This window comes from Enterococcus sp. AZ179 (assembly GCF_050498885.1).
GTDB lineage: Bacteria > Bacillota > Bacilli > Lactobacillales > Enterococcaceae > Enterococcus_D > Enterococcus_D entomosocium.
On sequence record NZ_JBMHEO010000001.1, the window covers coordinates 194,608 to 212,691 of the forward strand.

Annotated in this window: 18 protein-coding genes and 1 tRNA gene; 2 read left to right on the forward strand and 17 right to left on the reverse strand. The window is 40.8% G+C overall.

The features are described 5' to 3' along the window. Positions 1-88: 88 nt before the first annotated feature. The 5 genes from IGI88_RS00850 to IGI88_RS00870 form a co-directional block, all read right to left on the reverse strand. Positions 89-1,813 carry a hypothetical protein gene (locus tag IGI88_RS00850; protein WP_429960105.1) on the reverse strand — a complete coding sequence of 575 codons (1,725 nt, stop codon included), beginning with the start codon at positions 1,811-1,813 and terminating at the stop codon, positions 89-91. 577 nt (positions 1,814-2,390) lie between these two features. Beyond that, positions 2,391-3,689, reverse strand: coding sequence for an asparagine--tRNA ligase (asnS, locus tag IGI88_RS00855; protein ID WP_005236932.1), 1,299 nt, complete (start codon positions 3,687-3,689; stop codon positions 2,391-2,393). A 43-nt stretch (positions 3,690-3,732) separates the two neighbouring features. Next, the gene (locus tag IGI88_RS00860) at positions 3,733-4,926 is read right to left on the reverse strand and encodes a pyridoxal phosphate-dependent aminotransferase (RefSeq protein ID WP_086317033.1); all 1,194 of its coding nucleotides are present in this window, start codon (positions 4,924-4,926) and stop codon (positions 3,733-3,735) included. Positions 4,927-4,976: 50 nt separating this feature from the next. Beyond that, positions 4,977-5,477 (reverse strand): DUF5590 domain-containing protein, encoded by a 501-nt coding sequence (locus IGI88_RS00865; protein WP_429960106.1) that lies wholly within the window; start codon positions 5,475-5,477, stop codon positions 4,977-4,979. Between the two features lie 48 nt (positions 5,478-5,525). Beyond that, positions 5,526-8,282: a helicase C-terminal domain-containing protein gene (locus IGI88_RS00870; protein WP_429960107.1), complete on the reverse strand. Its 2,757-nt coding sequence runs from the start codon at positions 8,280-8,282 to the stop codon at positions 5,526-5,528. Between the two features lie 212 nt (positions 8,283-8,494). Here IGI88_RS00870 and IGI88_RS00875 point away from each other — a divergent pair, with 212 nt between their 5' ends. After that, a complete protein-coding gene (locus tag IGI88_RS00875) occupies positions 8,495-9,265 on the forward strand; it encodes an SDR family oxidoreductase (protein WP_429960108.1) in 771 nt (256 codons plus the stop codon). A gap of 98 nt (positions 9,266-9,363) precedes the next feature. Here IGI88_RS00875 and IGI88_RS00880 read toward each other — a convergent pair whose 3' ends face one another. The 5 genes from IGI88_RS00880 to IGI88_RS00900 form a co-directional block, all read right to left on the reverse strand. Next, on the reverse strand, positions 9,364-9,996 hold the full coding sequence (locus IGI88_RS00880) for a YfbR-like 5'-deoxynucleotidase (RefSeq protein WP_429960109.1): 633 nt from the start codon (positions 9,994-9,996) through the stop codon (positions 9,364-9,366). A 106-nt stretch (positions 9,997-10,102) separates the two neighbouring features. Next, complete coding sequence (locus tag IGI88_RS00885; protein WP_003126918.1) at positions 10,103-10,303, reverse strand: cold-shock protein; 201 nt, start codon at positions 10,301-10,303, stop codon at positions 10,103-10,105. A gap of 278 nt (positions 10,304-10,581) precedes the next feature. Continuing rightward, positions 10,582-11,706, reverse strand: a complete 1,125-nt coding sequence (locus IGI88_RS00890; RefSeq protein WP_005236938.1) for a hypothetical protein — start codon at positions 11,704-11,706, stop codon at positions 10,582-10,584. Between the two features lie 83 nt (positions 11,707-11,789). After that, a complete protein-coding gene (locus IGI88_RS00895) occupies positions 11,790-12,509 on the reverse strand; it encodes a ThuA domain-containing protein (RefSeq protein WP_429960110.1) in 720 nt (239 codons plus the stop codon). 96 nt (positions 12,510-12,605) lie between these two features. Next, positions 12,606-13,538, reverse strand: a complete 933-nt coding sequence (locus IGI88_RS00900) for a haloacid dehalogenase-like hydrolase (protein WP_429960111.1) — start codon at positions 13,536-13,538, stop codon at positions 12,606-12,608. 69 nt (positions 13,539-13,607) lie between these two features. On the opposite strand from IGI88_RS00900, the gene IGI88_RS00905 reads away from it, so the two are divergent. Continuing rightward, a tRNA-Arg gene (locus IGI88_RS00905) sits at positions 13,608-13,679 on the forward strand. A gap of 77 nt (positions 13,680-13,756) precedes the next feature. Here IGI88_RS00905 and IGI88_RS00910 read toward each other — a convergent pair. The 7 genes from IGI88_RS00910 to IGI88_RS00940 form a co-directional block, all read right to left on the reverse strand. Next, positions 13,757-14,938 carry a GNAT family N-acetyltransferase gene (locus IGI88_RS00910; protein WP_429960112.1) on the reverse strand — a complete coding sequence of 394 codons (1,182 nt, stop codon included), beginning with the start codon at positions 14,936-14,938 and terminating at the stop codon, positions 13,757-13,759. 60 nt (positions 14,939-14,998) lie between these two features. Beyond that, positions 14,999-15,412, reverse strand: coding sequence for a DUF3284 domain-containing protein (locus tag IGI88_RS00915; RefSeq protein WP_008381141.1), 414 nt, complete (start codon positions 15,410-15,412; stop codon positions 14,999-15,001). Next, a complete protein-coding gene (locus IGI88_RS00920) occupies positions 15,399-15,593 on the reverse strand; it encodes a hypothetical protein (RefSeq protein ID WP_005236946.1) in 195 nt (64 codons plus the stop codon). The genes IGI88_RS00915 and IGI88_RS00920 overlap by 14 nt, the downstream gene beginning before the upstream one ends. Before the next feature lie 12 nt (positions 15,594-15,605). Further along, the gene (locus IGI88_RS00925) at positions 15,606-15,827 is read right to left on the reverse strand and encodes a hypothetical protein (RefSeq protein WP_005236947.1); all 222 of its coding nucleotides are present in this window, start codon (positions 15,825-15,827) and stop codon (positions 15,606-15,608) included. 59 nt (positions 15,828-15,886) lie between these two features. Then, positions 15,887-17,284 carry a PTS sugar transporter subunit IIC gene (locus tag IGI88_RS00930; RefSeq protein WP_429969515.1) on the reverse strand — a complete coding sequence of 466 codons (1,398 nt, stop codon included), beginning with the start codon at positions 17,282-17,284 and terminating at the stop codon, positions 15,887-15,889. A gap of 81 nt (positions 17,285-17,365) precedes the next feature. Beyond that, on the reverse strand, positions 17,366-17,683 hold the full coding sequence (locus IGI88_RS00935; protein WP_005236949.1) for a PTS lactose/cellobiose transporter subunit IIA: 318 nt from the start codon (positions 17,681-17,683) through the stop codon (positions 17,366-17,368). Positions 17,684-17,721: 38 nt separating this feature from the next. Then, entirely contained in the window at positions 17,722-18,039 is a 318-nt protein-coding gene (locus IGI88_RS00940; protein ID WP_005229471.1) for a PTS sugar transporter subunit IIB, read from the reverse strand. Between the last annotated feature and the right edge of the window lie 45 nt (positions 18,040-18,084).

Below are 18,084 nucleotides of genomic sequence, written 5' to 3' on the forward strand. Positions count from 1 at the left end.
TATTTGTAACAAAACCGTCATATAAGTTCTCATAAAAAAAATCTCAGTCAACAAAGACTGAGATTTTTTGCAAATCCATTGGGTAGGGTTAATTAGTATTTTGAAGCAGAACTTTTGTCATTCTTAAAAAGAATTTTCGGAAGTACCTAACGATAATAAGAGACCAAAGGAGCAAAGGAATCAACAATGTATAAATAAAAAACCATGGAGTATTATATGAAACTATCAGCTCATTTTCACCATTCTTTTGCTTTACACTTAAAACACCAATCGTGCTGACTTTAGAATTTTCTTTTGTCACTCGATCTCCATTCAAATTCAATTCTGTTCGCTCGTATTTTATTATAGGAACATTTACTAACCTTTCTGAATCTCCATTCCAATAAACATGAAGTTGATTATTAACAATTTTTTTTGTAAAATCCTGATTTCTTATGATTATATCATTTCCGTAGGCGTCGTACTTACTAGAAGTATCATTTTTGTATAATGGCAAATAGTCAGGAGCAGATTTTTGAAAACTATTCAAAATTTCTTTTTTATTTCGAGAAAAAAGTTGATCTTGCATTTTTTTCTCATCATCAATAAAAACGTAAGAATGAACTCTTCTATTTACAGCTGTTTCGCTGCGATGCCAATCTAGCATTTTCGAAGTATTTTCATAAACCGTTTGCGAGAGCGCAATGATAAGCAAAAGAATCAAGTAAAACGGCTTAGACACTCTGATATTCTTTATAGATGAAACAATAATTGCCAAAGAAATCAACAAAAGAACTATTGGAAAAACAATAAATCGAAATGGAAATTGCAATAATCCCAAAATTGGATTTTGAAGGTTTGATAGAAGCTTCCACGGAATAAAATTTGATGCTATTATGGTAAAGCTGATAATGATAAAACCGGATATTTTCACAAAATAAGGAAGCACGTTTCTTTTATTTAATAACAAACAGAAAAACAATGCAAATAAAATCGGCAGAAATATTGGATATTTTATCCAATATGAGCTATTTGCTGTTATTGTGTTGTTTTCCATATGATTATTTAAGAACGGAGGAACAAGTTCATTGTATCGATAAATATCAAGCATATTAGCCCATACATTCATAGTCAATAATAAAAACAGCAAAACTGCTAAAAATAAATTTTTTATTAGTTCTTTCTTATTATCCGATTTAAAAAATATAATAATAAAAAATATGAAATAGATTAGAACCAAAAAAAGTGTTGATAAAACATGAATTTGGAACATGATACTTATAGCAATTCCAGTTCCCAAAATACTCAACTCTTTATTTTCAACAAGTTTGATCAATGGAATTAAACATAATGGTAGTATAGCTGAGGTCCAAGCTGATAGTCCCTGCTGATCAACCCAATATTGAATGGGATATGTGGTCATAAAAAAGATTCCTATACCAGCTGATAACCAGCCATTGAGAGAAAACTTTCTTAATAAAACAAACATTGAGATACCTGATATCATAAAAATTATATAATTGGAAATAATTTGATATTGAAACCAAGAATTTGATAATAACACAAGTATCCCTTGAAAATAAGCAAACATTGGTCCATACAATGCATTAACGATCCTGCCAGATTGTTGGAACCCATACATCGTGATAAAGTATTGAAAATTTCCATTTTTGATTTGCTCACTTGCATCATAAAAACGATTAAAGTGAAACATTGCATCAGAGCCGATGACGACTCCCCTTAGATAAACTTGCGGGTATATCATTAGCACACTTGCCGCTAAGATTAGTACTATCTGAAAAAAATACTGATGTTTCTTAAAAAAATTCTTCATAACTAGTCTCCTAATGTATTCAATCAATGAAAGTCTAAAAAAATCCGAAACGAACCTTCCACTAACCATATATTTAAAACGAACATTTTTAATATATATTTAATTCATTAAAAATTCAACTGTATAGGTCACTTTCCATTAATTTTTAACTATAAGGCTTTAAAAATACAACACAGGAGTCATTATGAAAAATAATGTTTTTTATACTTTACAATTTATGGTTCTTTTAAATTCAGTATGGATTCATTAACAATATTTCTATTTTTGATAAAAATATCATTCTCTAGATTGATTAATCCACAAAAAGCAAACAATTAAGAGATTGATACGCTATGTGAATGATTCCAAAAAAAAAACTGAAATTAGTATAGAAAGTTTCACTGCACGGAAATTTCATGCAAGCCTTAGTATATTGCTGAAGAATCTGAATAATCATTTTTCACCTAAGTAGTGATAGTTGATTATTCATATAGTTAAGAATAATCAGTAAAAAATCTGGGACAAAAGAAGGTTTCTTCTGTCCCAGATTTGATTTGCGTAACTCGTTAGTCCATGTTGACCGTAAGTCTCTCTTTACCTACGGATAAATCCGATTCAACAACCGTGGAAACGGAATGGATTCTCTTACGTGCTCGATTCCTGATAACCAGGTAACGGTCCGTTCTAGTCCAAGTCCAAAGCCGGTATGAGGAACTGAGCCGTACTTGCGTAGGTCTAAATACCATGAGTATTCGTTTTCGTCCAAGCCATGGGCGCGGATTTGCTCTAGGAGGTATTCATGATCGATGGCACGTTCAGAACCACCTATGATCTCGCCATAGCCTTCTGGTGCGATCATATCGGCACAGATCACGACATCTTCTCTCGTTGGATGTGGCTTCATATAGAAAGGTTTGATGGCTTTTGGATAGTTTAAGATAAAGACGGGCTGATCGAATGAATTGGCAATAAAAGTCTCATGTGGTGAGCCAAAGTCATCGCCCCATTGAATATCATCAAAGCCGTTCTTTTGTAATAATTCCACTGCATCATCGTAAGAGATTCGTGGGAATGGTAATTTGGTGTATTTTTTCAAGACTTCACGGTCACGACCTAAGACGTCTAACGCATAGTCACAGTTATCGAGCACATTTTGCACTAAGAATGCCACGTATTGCTCTTGGACTTCTAAACTTTCTTCTTGGTGCATAAAGGCCATTTCTGGTTCAATCATCCAAAATTCAATCAAGTGACGACGTGTCTTTGATTTTTCGGCACGGAAGGTTGGTCCAAAAGAAAAGACTTTGCCAAACGCCATAGCGGCAGCTTCCATGTACAATTGACCGGACTGAGATAGATATGCTTTTTGATCGAAATAGTTGGTTTCAAATAAATCGGTCGTTCCTTCTGGTGCTGATCCGGTTAGGATCGGTGGATCGATTTTGATGAAGCCATTCTTGTTGAAGAATTCATACGTTGCCCGGATGATTTCGTTTCTGATTTGCATGATGGCGTGTTGTTTTGAGGAACGCAACCATAAATGACGATGGTCCATCAAGAAATCTGTTCCGTGTTCTTTTGGTGTGATTGGGTAATCATGGCTTTCCCCAACAACTTCTAAACCAGAAATGCCAATTTCATAGCCAAATTTTGAGCGGCTGTCTTCCCTGATTTCCCCCGTGACCAGTACGGCAGTTTCCTGATTTAAATTTTTCGCTAATTGGAAAACTTCCTCACCTACTTCACTTTTCACAACGATTCCTTGGAAATACGCTGTTCCGTCGCGAAGTTGTAAGAAGGCGATCTTGCCGCTGGAACGTTTGTTAGCAACCCATGCTCCGATTTGAACGGTTTCGCCAACGTGTTTTTTTGCATCTAAAATTTGAATAGATTCCACTTGATTCTCTCCTATCTAATTAATAAAGGCACCATAGAGCATTTTAAGCTTTTTGGCGCTTCTTTTCAACAAAATCATGGATTCGTTTGGTAGCTTCCGCTAACGTGTCCCAATCAGTTGCATAGCTGATCCGTAAATAATCCGGTGTGCCAAAACCAGCACCAGTCACTACTGCCACGTGGGCTTCCATTAGTAAAGCTTCTACGAAGGCATCAATGGTTTGATAGCCGCACATTGTCATGGCTTCTTTGACATTTGGGAACAAGTAAAAAGCGCCTTGGGGTTTCGTCACCTGAAAACCAGGAATAGCGGCAATTAGCGGATATAGTTTGTTCAAGCGTTCTTCGAAGGCCTGACGCATCACTTCGATCGATTCTTGATTACCAGTCAGTGCCTCAACTGCAGCGTATTGGCTAGCAGCCGGCGGGTTGCTGGTAGCTTGGGAAGCGATATCGACCATCGCTTTGATGATTTTTGCATCGCCGACAGCAAATCCGATCCGCCACCCAGTCATAGAATAGGTTTTAGAAACGCCGTTGATCACGATGGTTTGTTTGCGGATCTCTTCTGATAGACTAGCGATTGATGTAAAGGTATTGCCGTTATAAACCAAACGACCATAGATATCATCCGCTATGATCCAAATATTATTTTCCACTGCCCAGTTGCCGATTGCCGTTAATTCTTCTTTTGAGTATATCGCCCCTGTTGGGTTGGCAGGCGAGTTTAAAATGATGGCTTTCGTTTGCTCTGTACGAGCGGCTTCTAATTGAGCAACAGAAACTTTAAAATCTGCTGCTTGCTTAGCTTCAACAAACACAGGTGTCCCTTCTGCTAAACGGACTTGTTCCGCATAACTGACCCAGTAAGGAACTGGAATGAGTACTTCATCCTCTTCATCAAGAAGCGCTTGAAACAACGTATAAAGGGCAAATTTCGCGCCATCCGTCACAATCACTTGGTTTGAATCATAGTCAGCACCATAAAACTCTTTCATATAAGCAAGAATCGCCTGTTTTAACTCAGGAATCCCAGCAGTTGCTGTATAAAAACTAGCTTTGCCGCTCTCAATCGCTGCAATCGCTGCTTGGCGAATGTTCTTCGGGGTAATAAAGTCGGGCTCACCGACGGTTAGACTTAATACGTCTACACCTTGGTCTGCTAATGCTTTTGCCTTAGCAGATGCCGCTAACGTAGCGGAGGGTTCTAATTTTTCTGCTCTTTTTGAAAGTACCATATTTATCATCCTTCCTACGATCCAAATTTCTGTCTATCAAAAGCGCCTTTTTATAGGTCAGTGACCGCTTTGATTTCTTCTCCATCTTTGAAACCAATCAAATAATAGTTCAAGCGGCCTTGGTCGTCTTTGGTCATGACTTCCCAAACGGGCTCGCCTTTAAAAATACCCAATGCTGCTTTTTGGATTTCCTGCCCTTGATGGTTGTCGCGAACGAAGGCCTTGGCCTGTGCTTCCGTCAATCCATCCCCTTGATTAAAAACGGAAACCTTTTCGCCGCTTTTAGGAATGATCACGACGAGCTCATTGTTATTCGTATCTTTTCCAACAATGCTAAAAGATGTTTCCTCACGGGTGAACCAATAAAATTGTTCGACCTCTGCTAAATCGGTGTATCTTTCTGCTATTTCGATCGCTTCGTTTCTTGCTTGCCGCATTGGACGAGAAGAACGGAGATAGAAAATAGAAGCGAAGAGAATAACGACCAGTAAAACCGTGATCGCACTCAGCAAAATAATCACTCGCCGATGTTCTTTGTCTTTTGTTTTCACACTTCGTACTCCAATCTTAAATAAAACTCATTATATCAGATGTTCGACTCATTTTTCAAAATCAACCGCCGCTTTTTCCTCTTGCGCAAAAAAATGTTGAATATCTTCGGCAATTTCGGTTGGACTAGCTTCAATCAGAGGTAAGTTTTTAGGTAGACCTTTGACCATCCGTTTGCCATACTTCGTTGATAACAAGCGTCGATCAAGGACGACCATCACGCCTGTATCCTCTTCAGAACGGATCAAGCGCCCCAACGCTTGGCGTAGCCGTAGAATCGCTTTAGGTAAGGCATCTTCTTTGAAAGAATCGATGCCTTCTGCTTCCAAGAAGGCATGCCGTGCTTGGACCATTGGTTGCTTAGGATTCTCAAAAGGTAAGCGAGTCACCACAGCGATCTTCAAGGCCTGACCTGGTAGGTCGACCCCTTCCCAAAAACTGCTAGTCCCTAATAAGATGCCATTTTCCGCTAATAAAAATTTCTTTAAGATTTTCTCACGGGTTCCGCCAGTTCCTTGAGCAACGATTTCTCTGCCATAATGCAGGGCTTTTTTATTCAATCGATCATAGACATTTTTCAAAGTTTCGTGCGCCGTAAACAACACAAGCGCTGGTTGCGGATTGTCAAACAAAATTGGGACTAACGCTTCGACTAAATAATCCGCGTATTCGGCAGCTGATGCTTGTTGGATCGAGAGTCCTTTTTTAACTACATAGAGTCGAGTTTGTTTGCTGTAGTCATAAAAAGCGGGAATCGTTTTGACTGGCACATCGGTCAAGCCAATCAGATGGGCAAAATATTCTTTATTTCCTGGGATCTTCAATGTCCCCCCAAGATAAATGATGTGCTGATAGCGTTGATACCACGTGCTATCCACGATCGAATGCCCTTCTAAATCAGCTAATTCAATCACAGCATTTCCTGACTGGGGATGCTTTTTCAACCAATGAACGTAACGAGGATGCCACCAAGTCAACCATGCGGTCACCGTTTGTTCCTGGGTTTCCATTTGACCAAAGAAATCAAACAAACGAGCAATCACGATTCGTTGTCTTGCATACCACCGATCATTGGTCAACTCGAATCGCTGACGCAACTGTTGTTGGATCTCATTGATTTCTTGATAGTAAAGGCTCAATTTCTGATGAAGCTTGTCTTGTTCTAACGTGCCATCATAGAGGTCGTCATGGTGCACGACTTGTAGCTCTGGCGCATCGATCGACAAACTGCGAAAATACTGTTCTTGTGTTTCGACCAAGATCGACAACGCGTTTCGATACAACGAGAACATCCGTTGCAGAAAGTCATCCTCGGTAATGATTTGGGCAATTTCTTCAAATAGCCCTTCTTCATTTAGCTGTAAAAACTGCCGCTTGAAGTGAGCAGAGTCAAAGACATGTTGACTAAAGCCTTCTGCTTGTTGCGGCAACTGTTGGGCTTCATCAATCAATAAGTAATCACTCGTTGGCAACAGTGGCTGCGCTCGCCGGTTTTCCTGCATCAAAAAGGCATGGTTGACGATCAAAACATTGCTTTGCGCCATCCGCCGATATAAATGGCGGACAAAATCTTGTTCATAGAAGGGTTGATCTTTGGCTAAAAAAGCAACGCCGCGATGGCGGATGTCGGTAAATAAAGGATGATCAAGTCGAACCAAGTTCAATTCATCAAAATCCCCCGTTTCTGTTTTAGTTAGCCAAACTAAGATCCCCATTTGGTATTGCGCATATTGCTTTTGCTCTATCGGTTGATCAAGGGTCGCTTTAAAACGCTGCAAATCAATGTAATGACGATGACTTTTGACCAAAACTGCTTGCAAAGGTTGCTGCAGTACTTGGTTTACCAAAGGAATGTCTTTGTTGATGATTTGATTTTGCAATAGAATTGAAGAGGTACTAACGATCAACGGATTTTCTGGTGTCACTAAATAGGCGGCTGGAAACAAGTAACCAATGGTTTTCCCCATGCCTGTTTCTGCTTCAATGATCAGATTTTTCTCTGGCTGGGTGTAATGCGTATACACTGCATTCATCAAGCGTGCTTGTTGTTTCCGATAGACTAAGTGCTGGCCAAAGCGCTGTTCTTTTTCCGCTTTAACTTTCGGATACGTTTCTTGAAAATGCGTAGATTCAAAAAGCGGGACGGTCTTTTTCCGCAAGACGATACCGTCGATCACTTCGAAATCTTCTGCCAACTCTGGGCCTTTTTCTTTTAAGATTCCATGGATATAGTCACTCGTTTGCATGCCCATTTGACCGCTTAAAAGCGCAATTTGTTTCAGGGTCGTTCGGGGCAGTTCTCGCATGATCGCTTCGATATACAAAAATAAAGCTGCGGTCACTTCTGCATCACTATCAGCTTGATGCGGGTTATCATGACGAAAGCCGATGCTATCTGCCAGATCGCCTAAACGAAAGCTGCTTTCTGTTGGTAGAAACACTTGCGCCAATTCCACCGTATCGATTCCGGGAAGTGATAAAGGCGGTAGCCCGCAACGCACAAATTCATTGCTTAAAAAATGATAATCAAAATAAATATTATGCGCCACAAAAATCGTGTTGCTGAGTAAGTTATAGATCGTATCAGCTACGTCTTCGAAATATGGCGCTTTGCTTACTTGTTGGTTTGTGATGTGTGTCAATCGTTGAATTTGCTTAGAAATTCTGCGGTCAGGGTTGATATCTGCGGCAAAACGATTGATGATCTTGCCATCTTGGACTAAGACACAGCCAAATTGAATAATTCGATCAATCGTCGAATCGGTTCCTGTTGTTTCAAGATCCACCACAGCGTATATGGGTTTCATTGTATTCCTCCTTGCACACTGTCTGCATTATACTACAAAATCAATGGCGATTACATCTGTTTTCCCACTAGATAAGAGGGTTCTCGGGAGGTAAAATTAGAAAACCAACCATTGGCGTTTCCTAGCTGAAGAAGTTTGTTGCTGTTCGCTGATCGCTTTTTTCGACAAAAAAAGGGATCTTTTTTATAATTTACTGTAAGGAGGCGAAAAAAATGAATGATTTCAAAAACAAACGAGTGATTGTAACGGGGGCTGCTTCAGGGATTGGAAAAGCGGTGGCAGAACAATTTCTAGCACAGGGCGCACTTGTTGGGTTAATTGATCGCAACGAAGAAGAGCTGCAGGAGTTTCTTGCTGACTATCAAGCACAAGCCCATTATCGAGCTGTTGACGTCACTGAAGCGGATAAGCTGCAAGAAGCAATGAGTGGTCTTGTAGAAGAACTAGGCGGTCTCGATGTACTCCATGTCAATGCCGGCATCAACGGTACCTGGACACCGATCGAAGAGCTGACAGTGGCAGAATGGGATCAGACGATCAACACAAACTTACGTAGTACCTTTATTACCGTCAAAGCAGCCATTCCCTTTATGAAAACGAACGGTGGCAGCATTGTCATTACGAGTTCAGTCAATGGAAACCGCATCTTCAGCAATTTTGGTGCGACTGCTTACAGTACGTCTAAGGCAGGTCAAGTCGCCTTTACAAAAATGGCTGCGCTGGAACTTTCTGGTTATAATATTCGGGTCAATGCCATCTGCCCTGGGGCGATCGCGACGAATATCGATGCCAGCACAGAAATTGAAGAAGAGGTTGCTCGCGTTGAGATCCCCGTCAAATATCCAGAACGTTCTCGACCATTAAAGCAAGAAACAGGCGTGCCAGAACAAGTCGCCAACCTTGTGCTTTTTCTATCTTCAAAGGCTGCCGGCAATATTTCTGGAACGGAAGTCTATATTGATGGAGCGGAATCTTTACTTTAATCCAACAAAAAAACGAAAAATCAAACCTGATCCCCTCACTTGTTTCATTGAAGCCCTTGAGATGGATCATCTCTTGATTTTTCGTTTTTTCATTTGGGTTATTTTCCCACCAAAGCCGCGATTTCTTCTAGAAAAGCAGTCTTGCCATAAAAATCTGCATTTAGTAACTCTGGAAAAATGGCTTCAAAGAAATAAGTGACACACGGACGATGCTGAAACTCTTTGACGGTTAAAACGGCCTCTCGAAACATTTCTTTGTATACTTTATCTGGGTTGCTTTTTGAGATCTCTTCAAAAGATTCATACAAAAGATCGATCTTATCCGCAATTGCTAATAGCTGCCCTTCAAGGCTGTTGTCTTTGCCATCCGCTAAGCGTCTGCGATACGTTGCTTGAAAGCTTCCTGGAATTTCTTCTTCGATGAAGGCATCGGTCATTTTTTCTTCAACGGTTGATAACATTGCCCGCAAATCTTTGTTCGCATATTTGACCGGCGTTTTGATATCACCGATGAAACGTTCGGTGTAATCATGATTCAAGGCTTTTTCGTAGAGAATTTGCCAATTGACTTGATTCCCCGCCTTTTCTTCGATATCAGCTAAGGTCTGGGCAATCATCGTTACTCGAAATGAATGAGCAGCGACACTGTGCTCAGTAAACTTAAAAAAACCCGGTGCTCGTTGGATCTTCTCTAAATTAGCCAATCCGAGAATAAATTCATTCAATCCCATAAATGTGCCTCCTTTTTTTAAGAGTATAACAACTCCTTTGTCTGCAAGCAACTATCTCGCGCACAAAAAAAGAGCAGCTAAGCTGCTCTTAAAAGGCATTCACTAATTATGCTTTGTTAACGTTAGTCGCTTGAGGGCCACGTTGTCCGTCTTCGATATCGAAAGTCACTGCTTGACCTTCTTCTAAAGTTTTGAAGCCTTCGCCTTGGATAGCTGAGAAATGAACGAATACATCGTTACCGTTTTCTGCAGTGATGAATCCAAAACCTTTGTCTGAGTTAAACCATTTAACTGTACCTGTTTCCATAATAAAAATCCTCCTTGTGTTTATACACATATTTTGCAATTACTTGTATAAGGTGAAAATGTGGAAGATGTTTAAGATGAAACAAGCTACCATAATTTACCGTAACAAAAACTACACTTTGTATTATAGCACATTATCTTCATTATGACTAATAGAAAATCAAAAAAAATGAAAACGCCTTTATTTTTTTATAATTCGTAAAAAGACTGCTGCATTAAAGATCTGCAACAGCCTTCTCTTTTTTGGAAACGATTTATTGGCTAACGACGCAACTGCGTTTAGTAGCGCAAAATCGCCGTCAAACTTTTTTCTCCAGGGGCATCTTTTTGTTCCAAGATAGATACCTCACCGCCGTTCTCTAAAACATCGATTGCCAGTGTATTTAACACTTGCCGCCGATCGTACTCTGTATCAGGATCTTCTCCAAAACCATCGGCGAGATTTGAGGTAGCCACAAACAGATAGGCGATCCGGCCTTCTTTGGCTGCAGGCACGATATCAACCAATTGGTCAATAAATTTTCGATCCAACAGCTTGCCGTATTCCCCAACTTCTTTTTGTGTCAACTCTGCAATCAACTTATGCGTACACGTTTGGATCTCTTTCAAGGATAACGATGCTGGGGAAGAGGAAATACTTGGTTCTGCTTTGAAAAAGTTCGTTTTTGCCACTTTTTTAAACAGCGTTTGATTTTCTGGTAATGCAAACAGATACATTGGTAAATGCTCTTCATTTGAAAAATCATTCTTGAAAAATGCATCAACTGCTTGGTAGTAGTTGACGTGATCGATCTCGACTTCTTCATCTTTGGCACTAAAGCCGTGATAAGCAACGCCTTCTCCCCCTGAGTTAGGGCCACCTTGAGCACTGTAATTAAAGTTACCACCACCAGTGACTTCTTCCCCCAGCGCTTTTTCAATCGTCGTCGGTGCCTCTTCTGGCAACTCGACTTCACGCACTTGATTGTTTTCAACTTGATAGACTTGCATTGAATCGCGATTCAACGCTAAGAGATAAAATGGGTAATTAAATTGTGCATTTTTGATGACAGCTAATACATAAGGGGTTTCCCCTACGTAATATTGATCATCCACACGAATACTTAACCGATGGACCAGTACCTCTTCTGGGGTAATAATCACCGCCACACTTGTTGTACTGTTGCGCCAAAATGATTGATCTGCAAGCAGTTCATCAATTTTCGTTTGAAAAAGATCCCAAGAATGTTCTGGGTATTTCTTTTCAAAGCGGCGCTTCGCATCTTTGGCAAAGTTCTTAAATTTGATTTGATCCTTTTCGACATTCTGGTGGCCGACATGCGTATTGAGCATGATCGTGACAAATGGTCCTTTGATTCCGTCAGATATTACCTGCGATAAAAAACTTTTTCCAAATTTTCCCATTCCACATTACCTCCTGCTTAATCAAATACAAATAAAGTGTACCATGCTTATTTTCTTCCATAAAGTAAAACGATTGCACGACTTTATTTCCTCATTCGTTTTTCTGATGACTCACTATACCGACTATTCTTCAACGGATCTGTCAATGTGTTTCTGGTGGCCCATAGAAAGCCTCGCTTGGTCCAAGTCTGAATGGTCGGCTCTTTCAGCTCTTTTAGACTGTGTCCAACAGATTGGAAAAAGACTCGGCCCTTGCCCCATTTTTTGATCCACATCATTGGCAGTATGACTTCTTGGTTAGCTGCATTCGGATGATCTTTAGCGGCAAATGTTGAGGTAGCTAACACAGTGACGGCTGGATCAACCAGACAATAGTATTGCTCCGTCGTCAACTGAGGGATCGATTGCGTATTTGCCGTAATATAGTGATTTGTCGTAAGATCGATGCTATAGGTCGTTTCCAAGCCGCCAGGATGTGCCAAAAAACAGCCGCCAGTCAGAAACAACCAGCCTTTACTGGCTTGAAAAGCCGAAGCAAAGCCGCCATGAACTCCTGCTAATCCTACTCCTTCTGCTACAGCCTGAGTGACATTTTTCAGCGGCTCATCAGGTAATTCTCCACGCGTCCAATTAATGATCAACAGATCCAGCCTTTTTAATTCTTCTTTATGATAGAGAGGTTCAAAATCTGAGGCGAGTGTCACCTGATATCCTTCTGACTCCAGCAACGTTTGGTAAAACTGACTGGTTTCTTTTGGGGCGTGTCCTTCCCATCCTCCGTAAATGATCAATGCTTGTTTCATTTTGTGTTTCCTCCTTTCTTTCTAACTTAGCGAAAAAAACGCAAAAAGCGAAGCAGAACGATTCTTCGTTTTCCTTCGCTAGTAATTTTTTCTGATTTAACGATTAATTGAACGCCCGACACGATTGATCGTATGGCGCATGCCTCTAATTGCAACCGATGTTTCGAAAATATTTTCGGTCGGTGCCATGCCGCCATAGCCGGCATCACCGATATGCTGCAGATCGACCCCACAGGTTTTGTTGATAATGGCTAATTGCCGCAACGTTTCTGGACGTGCGCTTTCTTGACTCGTTCCGATCGCTGACATCGTCAATAAGTCATATTGTTTGGCAATTTTAACAGCTTCAATCAGATCCTTTTCTAGAAAGCCTTGAATCGAGCCAACGGAAGGCAGTAACAAAATATCTGCCCCAGCTTCAGCGTAAGAAATGATGGCTTCTCGATCAACCACAGGCTCATCTGAGCCGGCACTGTGCATTTTTCCAGCGATGATCAACCCAGAGAAATGTTCTTTTGCCAATTTTACTGCTTTAGCGATTTCTCGGTTGGTCACACCTGTTCCAGGATTGCCTGTAAAGCATAGAAAGTCCACCCCGAGTTCTTGGGCTTTTTTGATGGTGTCAACCGAACTTGTTCGGCCTTGACTGATGCTGATCTTTTCACTCATCATCTCCGTCGTAGCTGGGATCGGCTCAAGATTGATGCCGACAGGTCGTCCAATCAGTTGTTTTAGTTGAGGAATCGGGTTTTCAATCGGTTGTTTAGGATCAAGCAGCTGCTCCAATGTGATACTAGGCATCCCAAAAATAGCTGGGCGATAACAATCAAACCCATTCAACAAAATCAAGTCAGCCCCAAAAGCTGCCGCGACTTCTGCGTTGGTGATATCGCCAGCTTGCGGCATGGTTTGAACCACCGTTTCACAGACGATCACTCGTCCTTCGCTCGCTTTAATGGATTGCTTTAATTCTTGCGCCGACATTTCTTTGATTTCACTATAGTTTGCACTTATCAATCGTTTGACCATGTTTTTCTTCCTTTCTTTTCCTTCTCATCTTGCGAGAAACACGAATAACAGGTAAAATATAGCTATTGTGTTCCCTTAGTTAAATGGATATAACAAGTCCCTCCTAAGGATTAGTTGCTGGTTCGATTCCGGCAGGGAACGTTTTTTGAAGAAAAAGATTCCTTATTTTTAAGGAATCTTTTTTTTGTTGGAAAGTAAATACCTCTGCCTCGATTTGCTTAGAAATAATCTTCCAGAATCGGCTTTCCGTCTGGTAAGTTTTCCTGAATCATCACTGCAGCTTCCTTCTCCGTTTCCATTTGCTGGAAAAAGACCAGAGAATCGAGGGATTGTGCCTGCATGAACAGCTGCACAAAACGCTGAATCGACAAGGTTGCTTTTGGCAGCTTGGTAGCCGTCGTTTTCGTGACCTGATGCTGAGCGGTTTCGATTGTCACTTCATAACAGCCATTATTCCATGGGGCATATTCATCCCCTTGAATTTCTATGGCAAAACCGCCGGCTTTTTTCAATGTGAATGGATAACTTTTTAGAAACCCTTCCACATCGATGACGCGCGCCATCATGTCCGGGCGCACTTGGTAGTGAGCCAATGGTTTGGCCGCGTTTGCTTGTAGGACTTCCCCATCAAACCCTGGTCGATAGTTAATCTGTGCTACTGAATCTGCATGGGAGACGATAAACCGATTAAATCCTTGGTAAGCATTCGCAGTCAAATAGCCCCACTCTTGAATATCGAAACGTCCTCCCTCGATAAAGTAAATCAAGTAGCCTTCAGGGACCCCTGCTTCATTGCGATAAATCGCAAACGTATACGGTCGGCGCAAAGCAAACTTGATTTCTTCCCACCAGGGTTGGCGAATCAGTCCGCCCTTTTGATGGCGCGGCAATTGATGATAAATCTCGTGAATGATCGGCTGTGCTTCCTCCCAATTCATGCGTTGAATCGTTCCATTCACTTTCTTGCCATCGGGCCATTGATGCGCATCGACTTCATAAACCGTCCGTTCAAAAGTATACTCATACCCATATCTGCGATAAAAAGCAAAGGAGAAAGGTGCCAGATAGGAAAGAACGATTTTTTGTTCATAGCAGTCCTTAATGATTTGTTTCATGATCCGATCGATCCGACCTTGGCTGCGATACTCTGGATACGAAGCCACAAAACCGATCCCTGCCATCGGATAACTCGTTCCATGAAAGTTCACATCAAAAATCGTTGCCATGATTTGGCTCGCCAATTTTCCATTCCCATCGTAGGAACCATAATTCCAAGAATTTTCCGCAAGCTTGCGATAGCGCTTGATATTTGTTTCATTCAATTCCCACTGAAAGGCATAAGAAACCAAGTCCAGTACTTCTTGCGAACCAAATTCGGTCATTTTTTTGACATCTGTCATTCCTTCATCTCCTCTACTTGAAAACACGCAAGAAACGCAAAAAAGGCGTCAGTCGACCCCTTAATATGCTTCTTCCATCATACTCAACATTTTTTTAAATTGCTTGCGTTTGAAATATCCTAGAATCGTACCTAAGAGCATGTCATTTAATTGCTGAATCATGCCTTCAGAAGTCATTTTTTCTTCATAATGCAAGTTGCAGTGCGACTCGTCTATCGTTTCGATCTGATAGTGTACACGGAAGGTATTTTTTTTCGTCGCCGTTTGGAACGCATAGGCTTGATTCTTCTTGACCGTTTCGATTGTTATGGTGGCATTACTATCTTTATAAAACTGTTTAAGATAGCTGTATCCTTCTAATTGCTCTTCAGTAAGTGTTTGATCTGTCGCTTGTTTAATATCATGTAACACGGAATCGATGATCGTCTTATATAAAAAGTCAGCGGGTACATTCATTTTTTTAGTGATTTCCATCTTGCGCCTCCTTGTCTTTCTTGTTGCGTTTGTGTCCAATTGAAGCCATGATTCCTCCAATAGCCATTAGAATGACTGACGTGATGAGATTCACCCAGTGGTATTCACCTGACTGCGCGTTAGCGCTGTATATAAATAACATACTACCGATGCTTATAAAAAACAATCCATTTTTAAACATGATATCACCTCACTATTGACTAACGACGTTAAAGTATAGTACTCGACCCCAATCAGTATTTTTGATTGCGTCTTTGGCAAGTTTCGCTGCTTTTTCTTTGTCTTCTGCCGTTGTTTCAAAAATCAACTGAATCCCTTTTTTTTCTTTAAAGGTATACTTGATCTCACCTTCTGTCAAAGACTCAAGTAATGCTTTGATGTTGTCTTGTTGCATCGCGGAATTTACAATAATCATTTTTTCTCCTCCTAAAAAAGATAGCTAGATGGGTGAAGCCACCCATCTAGTTTATTTGATTAGTTCTCTTGGTCTGCTGGATTGATTTTGTTGGCAGCAATAATAAATGGTGCCCAGATCAATAAAGCTACAGCCAAATTAATAATTGTCAAGATGATCGCACGCCAGTCTCCACCGGTAGCTAAGAAGCCACTTAGGATCGTTGGCATTACCCAAATCACATTTACCACAACTGGTGCAACTAACCCTAAAGTTGTTGCAAAGTAAGCAATCGTTGCTGTAACTAACGGTTCAACAATAAATGGAATGATAAACAATGGGTTTAACACGATTGGTAGACCAAACATTACTGGTTCATTGATATTGAACAACCCAGGTCCAATCCCTAGTTTACCAACTGTCTTATAGTCGGCACGTTTAGAGAATAGCAAGATTGCGATCAAGAGCATTAAAGTCACACCTGCTCCACCAGGCCAAACAAATGCTTCGAATGAACCTGCTACCCATTTATAAGGAACAGCTTCCCCTAATTGATAAGCATTAGTATTTTCAACCATTGCCACACCGTAGATCGATTGTAGAACAGGTCCCATGATATTTGTTCCATGTAATCCAAAGAACCACAAGACATGGACAAGTAAAACAATGATAAATACGGCAAAGTACCCTTGAGAGAGACCCAATAATGGTTTTTGGATCGATTCGGAGATCCAGTCAATTATCGGCATACCGACAAAGCGTTCAAATAGATAGTAAATCAAACCTGAAGCATATAGTCCGGCAATCCCAGGGATAATCGCTGCAAAGGCACGGGAAACTGCTGGTGGCACTGAATCTGGCATTTTGATAATAATATTTTTTTGCATCAATTTTGCAAAGATAATAACTGAAACGAAACCAAAGATGATTGCCGTGAACAATCCAGAGCCACCCATATAGGCGCTAAATGGGAAGTAGCCCCAGCCTGCAGCGCTGATCGTTGAACCATCTGCTGCAAATCCTGATGTAGCACTTGTACTGTTGATCATGTCTACCACGTTTGCTGGTAGTGCTTCTTCTAACGCTAAAGAAAGAGAAGCAGATTGTGGAATACCCATAATAAATGCTGCTAAAGAGACCAACGCACCTGATAGTGCATCAACATTGTAAGCCTTCGCTAAATTATAACCGAATGAAGCTGAGAAAATAACCGCCATAATTGCTAAGGTACCTGTCCAAACTAAACCATTGACTGCGATCACTGGCGTGAAAAATTTCGTGATTGCATTGTCCGCACCAAGATAAGTGTTTGGAAAATCACGCATGAAGGCGTTCAATAATACTGCAATTGCCCCAGCCATCGTTGCTGGCATCATTCCGATAAAAGCATCCCGCAAGGCAACCAAATGCTTTTGCGCACCAATCTTAGCTGCAACCGGGAGAATGTGTCTCTCCATCCAACTTGTTAATCCATCCATTCTTAATTCCTCCTATAAGTTCTATTCGTCAAAGAAGATTTTTTGATTCATCGACAATAACTACTTCTATCCGTTCAAAGATTATTCGTTATTTAGACGTCGATAGACATCAATGATTTCTTTCGCTAAATCGGTAAATGCGATTGATGTCATTAGGTGATCTTGTGAATGCACGGTCAACAATGTCACGGTCATATGATTGCCTTGCGCTTCTTGTGTCAACAATCCTGTTTGCGAATGATGCGCTTCCACAAGAGATGCTTCAGCATCTTTGATTTTTTGGTCAGCTAATTCGAAGTTCCCTTCTTTTGCTGCCGCGATTGCTTCCATTGCGTCACTTTTTGCATTACCACCATACATGATCAATCCCATAATGGCTTCCAAATTTTGCTCATCCATCTTTAAAAATCCTCCTTACACTTCGATCCTAAAAAATCTTAGTTCATTAATGTTTCTGCTTGTTGCAATACTTTTTCGCCGTTCATCATGCCATAGTCTGCCATGTTGATCACGTCCAAAGGAATGCCTTTTGGTGCTAATTTTTGTTCAAATTGTGATTTCATGAAACGTACTTGGGGTCCTAACAATAGAACATCGACTGGTTTTGACTCCAAATGTTGGTCGGCTTCTGAAGCTGAAACAGCAAAGATATCTGCTTCCATTCCTTTAGCTTCGGCTGCTTTTTGCATTTTTGTCACCAATAGACTGGTACTCATTCCTGCTGAACAAACCAGCATAATCGTTTTTTTCGCCATCGCGCATCTGCTCCTTTCTGTTGTAAGTTACACTTTACTATAAAG

Coding starts and splice junctions, on each gene's coding strand:
- IGI88_RS00850 (WP_429960105.1), bottom strand. CDS start 1,813: ATGAAGAATTTTTTTAAGAAACATCAGTATTTTTTTCAGATAGTACTA.
- IGI88_RS00860 (WP_086317033.1), bottom strand. CDS start 4,926: ATGGTACTTTCAAAAAGAGCAGAAAAATTAGAACCCTCCGCTACGTTA.
- IGI88_RS00870 (WP_429960107.1), bottom strand. CDS start 8,282: ATGAAACCCATATACGCTGTGGTGGATCTTGAAACAACAGGAACCGAT.
- IGI88_RS00875 (WP_429960108.1), top strand. CDS start 8,495: ATGAATGATTTCAAAAACAAACGAGTGATTGTAACGGGGGCTGCTTCA.
- IGI88_RS00880 (WP_429960109.1), bottom strand. CDS start 9,996: ATGGGATTGAATGAATTTATTCTCGGATTGGCTAATTTAGAGAAGATC.
- IGI88_RS00885 (WP_003126918.1), bottom strand. CDS start 10,303: ATGGAAACAGGTACAGTTAAATGGTTTAACTCAGACAAAGGTTTTGGA.
- IGI88_RS00890 (WP_005236938.1), bottom strand. CDS start 11,706: ATGGGAAAATTTGGAAAAAGTTTTTTATCGCAGGTAATATCTGACGGA.
- IGI88_RS00895 (WP_429960110.1), bottom strand. CDS start 12,509: ATGAAACAAGCATTGATCATTTACGGAGGATGGGAAGGACACGCCCCA.
- IGI88_RS00900 (WP_429960111.1), bottom strand. CDS start 13,538: ATGGTCAAACGATTGATAAGTGCAAACTATAGTGAAATCAAAGAAATG.
- IGI88_RS00910 (WP_429960112.1), bottom strand. CDS start 14,938: ATGACAGATGTCAAAAAAATGACCGAATTTGGTTCGCAAGAAGTACTG.
- IGI88_RS00915 (WP_008381141.1), bottom strand. CDS start 15,412: ATGGAAATCACTAAAAAAATGAATGTACCCGCTGACTTTTTATATAAG.
- IGI88_RS00920 (WP_005236946.1), bottom strand. CDS start 15,593: ATGTTTAAAAATGGATTGTTTTTTATAAGCATCGGTAGTATGTTATTT.
- IGI88_RS00925 (WP_005236947.1), bottom strand. CDS start 15,827: ATGATTATTGTAAATTCCGCGATGCAACAAGACAACATCAAAGCATTA.
- IGI88_RS00930 (WP_429969515.1), bottom strand. CDS start 17,284: ATGGATGGATTAACAAGTTGGATGGAGAGACACATTCTCCCGGTTGCA.
- IGI88_RS00935 (WP_005236949.1), bottom strand. CDS start 17,683: ATGGATGAGCAAAATTTGGAAGCCATTATGGGATTGATCATGTATGGT.
- IGI88_RS00940 (WP_005229471.1), bottom strand. CDS start 18,039: ATGGCGAAAAAAACGATTATGCTGGTTTGTTCAGCAGGAATGAGTACC.